We start from the raw sequence: 3,075 nt of genomic DNA on the forward strand, positions 1-3,075 counted from the left end.
CTTGAGGAGCTGAGTGAGGCCCTCTCTGTACACATACAAAGCAGCGAAGAATCTACTCTGGAGGAGGCTCTTGAAGACAAAGACGAATATGCGGATATAGATGTTTATGAAGAAGGCGAAGCCTCGCTGGTGTTCTGCTCCAACGCACTTTTGGAAGAAGACTCCAAACTTGGGCAATTAACCTCTGGTGGCAAGCAACTGACGGAGTTTATGCTAAGTGAAACCTCAATGGTTTTTGCCTTTCGGTTTTATGAGCAAGGCGAGAAAGTTGCAGAAGACTTTTATGTGTTTGAACCCGGGTTTACTTGCTATGGGGCCAACAAACTGCAGTTGACAGAAGCCAGCGATATTTTAGAGGAGGGGCTTTCGGCCATACTACAACCTCTAATAGGTAAGGCTTTTGAAGATTTAGACCTATCTGCCTCTGTGCTCAGGTTAAAGCTTTAGGCTTGTGGGTGGCTTTGAGCTTCCGCAGATTTTACAATTTAGAAAACCGCACGACCCTTTTGGCAGTTGTAGATTCATTACCTTTGAGTTATGGGTTTTTTCGAAGATGTAGTGGGCAAAATTTTTGGTAAGCAGCCACCCAAAGCAGCTTTTGTACATGAGATGCTTCGCAGAAGCACTAAGGAGCTGGCCTCTTACCAGAGCTGGTTAGGAGGAGAAGGTCAAAAGCAGTTGGTTCACGATATTCAGCATGCCTATTACATGAAAAAGCAAGGCATACTTTCTTCTATCGATGTGCACATTCTGGACACTCAATACTCCAATGGTTTTGCGGTAAGTTTCAATCCCTCCATTGGTCACGAAAACTTTAGAAATCTTTTCGATTTCTTTAAAGAAAAAGTTTTGGACAGCGGTTATAAATTATCTCAGGGCGACCGCAGGGTGCTGGACAAAGAAACCCACGAAGAAACTATAGAAAAATGGTATTTAAAGCCAGTTACTGAAGAATTGGGGCAGCCAATTATTAATCAGCGTTATGGCAACGTGCTCATAGAAAAGGTTGATGTGAACCGAAAGCCGAGTTTTATTAAATTCATGGCCAACATTTATCAAGATCGGCAGTATACAAAAGCCGAACCTTTTCAAGATTTGTTCGATAAAGTCTTTGAATCATAATTAAACCCAAATGAAGAAATTTTTATTCGTATTGCTGTTCGGCCTGGTGGGCTTTGGAATGGAGCAAAAAGCAGAAGCACAAATTTTTACGACCAAACTTAAAATCACAGTGGTAGATGAGTTGGGCAATGTGGTACCCGATGCTAAGGTAACCCTCTATGCCAACGCCAATGATTACAAAGCCGAGAAAAACCCTGTTCAGGAGTTTCAGCTTACCAATAAGAAAGGCATAGTTACCTTTAAGGGCCTCAACCAAAAACAATATTATGTGAAGGTAGAAAAGGGCGATAAGACCAATGCCGGTGGTGGCGAAATTATCTCCGATTTGGAACCTAAAAAACTAAACAAGGCTAATGTGGTTATCTCAGAGCTCTGACAGAGAGCTGCTAAAGAAAAAATTGCTGGGCTATTCGCCAGAAAACCCAGCGGAAAAAGCATTCAGAGAACGAATGCTTTTTTTGCTTGAAAGCTACCCTAACTGTTTTGAAAGAAGCCTGGAGCATGCCCATTTCACCGCTTCGGCCTGGGTGGTAAACGAGGAGCGAACCCACTGCTTGCTTACCCACCATGCCAAACTAAACCGGTGGCTCCAATTGGGAGGGCATGCCGATGGCGAAGCAGCTCTGTGGAAGGTGGCTCTCAAAGAAGTGAGTGAAGAATCAGGTTTAAAAAACCTTCAATTGATTGATGAAGAAATTTTCGATATTGATATTCATTTAATCCCTGAGTATAAGGGTATTCCGGCTCACGATCATTATGATGTTAGGTTCCTTGTTTTGGCATCTATGAATGAACCGCTTCAATTCAACCATGAAGCAAAAGACATGGCCTGGCTACCGCTGGAAAAAGTGAAGCAGCAAGTAAAGCAAAACGATTCCATTGTAAGAATGCTGAACAAAACCGTTCAATTGAAAATTAATAAAGGAGATTAATGTTCCTCCTTATTCACAGCGTTATATTTAACCTATGATAAACTCCAAAAAGCAGGCTGTACTCCCTGTTCTGGTTCTGGTCTATGTGCTGGTGTACAGTATTCTGGTTTTTACATACCAAGACGAAAAAAAATCACCGCCCGAAATAGAGACTCCCCGGTCTTCTTTTTATCAAAAAGAAAATGTTCAGTCGCGGCAGGAGTATGAACAAGAAATGCTGGTGAACCCGGCAACGGGTAAAGTACCTGCGAATATTCGTAAACAAGAATTGGAGTTTGCGCGTGAAGTAAACCTTCAAAATACCCTGAATAAAACACCTCGCTCGGCATCTTCAGGAAATAGCACCAAAAACCATCAGCTATTATGGCTCCCTGTTGGGCCGGAAAATATTGCGGGAAGAACCCGGGCCATAGCTCTAGATATTCGCAATGAGCAAATTATACTGGCCGGAGGAGTTTCCGGAGGAGTGTGGAAGTCGGAAAATCTTGGGCAGAATTGGTTCAAAACTACAGCCTCTGATCAGCTGCAGAGTGTAACCGCCATAACGCAAGATATACGCACCGGTAAAGAAGACATTTGGTACTACGGAACCGGGGAGCTGGTGGGTAACTCTAGTCGGGCACCGGGAGCACCCTTTAGGGGCGATGGTGTCTTTAAATCGACCAACGGAGGCGACAGCTGGGAGCCCTTGCCTTCAACACAGTCCAACTCGCCCGGTATATTTAACTCACCTTTTCAATACGTATGGGATATAACCACAAATCCCAACAACCTGGCCGAAGATGAAGTGTTGGCAGCCATCTATGGAGCCATTGTACGATCTACCGATGGTGGCCAAACCTGGACAACCGTGTTGGGGACAGATTTAATCAATAATCCACCTACCTTCGATTTAAACAACATTCCGGCAGAATTTTTTACCGATATACATCGCACCGAGAGTGGGGTGTTTTATGCCACCCTAAGTTCGGCCACCAATATGGCAGGCGGAGAAAGTCGCAACGGAGGTATCTATCGTTCG

At 44.0% G+C, this 3,075-nt stretch carries 4 protein-coding genes and 1 pseudogene; all 5 read left to right on the forward strand.

Going from position 1 to position 3,075, the window contains the following annotated elements; all coding sequences use genetic code 11:
• Positions 1–447, forward strand: a 447-nt coding sequence (locus tag B3763_RS10715) for a hypothetical protein (protein WP_286746351.1), incomplete at its 5' end; no start/stop codon positions are given.
• Between the two features lie 90 nt (positions 448–537).
• Positions 538–1,122 (forward strand): hypothetical protein, encoded by a 585-nt coding sequence (locus B3763_RS10720; RefSeq protein WP_189630164.1) that lies wholly within the window; start codon positions 538–540, stop codon positions 1,120–1,122.
• Positions 1,123–1,132: 10 nt separating this feature from the next.
• Positions 1,133–1,498: a carboxypeptidase-like regulatory domain-containing protein gene (locus tag B3763_RS10725; RefSeq protein WP_286746353.1), complete on the forward strand. Its 366-nt coding sequence runs from the start codon at positions 1,133–1,135 to the stop codon at positions 1,496–1,498.
• Positions 1,476–2,054 carry an NUDIX hydrolase gene (locus B3763_RS10730; protein ID WP_286746355.1) on the forward strand — a complete coding sequence of 193 codons (579 nt, stop codon included), beginning with the start codon at positions 1,476–1,478 and terminating at the stop codon, positions 2,052–2,054. The genes B3763_RS10725 and B3763_RS10730 overlap by 23 nt, the downstream gene beginning before the upstream one ends.
• A 34-nt stretch (positions 2,055–2,088) precedes the next feature.
• Positions 2,089–3,075, forward strand: a pseudogene (locus tag B3763_RS10735) (WD40/YVTN/BNR-like repeat-containing protein); the annotation flags it as partial.

This window comes from Roseivirga sp. UBA1976, from assembly GCF_002336325.1.
Taxonomy (GTDB): domain Bacteria; phylum Bacteroidota; class Bacteroidia; order Cytophagales; family Cyclobacteriaceae; genus Roseivirga; species Roseivirga thermotolerans.

Bases quoted from the DNA above. Each gene is read 5' to 3' on its own strand.
- B3763_RS10720 (WP_189630164.1), top strand. From the start codon at position 538: ATGGGTTTTTTCGAAGATGTAGTGGGCAAAATTTTTGGTAAGCAGCCA.
- B3763_RS10725 (WP_286746353.1), top strand. From the start codon at position 1,133: ATGAAGAAATTTTTATTCGTATTGCTGTTCGGCCTGGTGGGCTTTGGA.
- B3763_RS10730 (WP_286746355.1), top strand. From the start codon at position 1,476: ATGTGGTTATCTCAGAGCTCTGACAGAGAGCTGCTAAAGAAAAAATTG.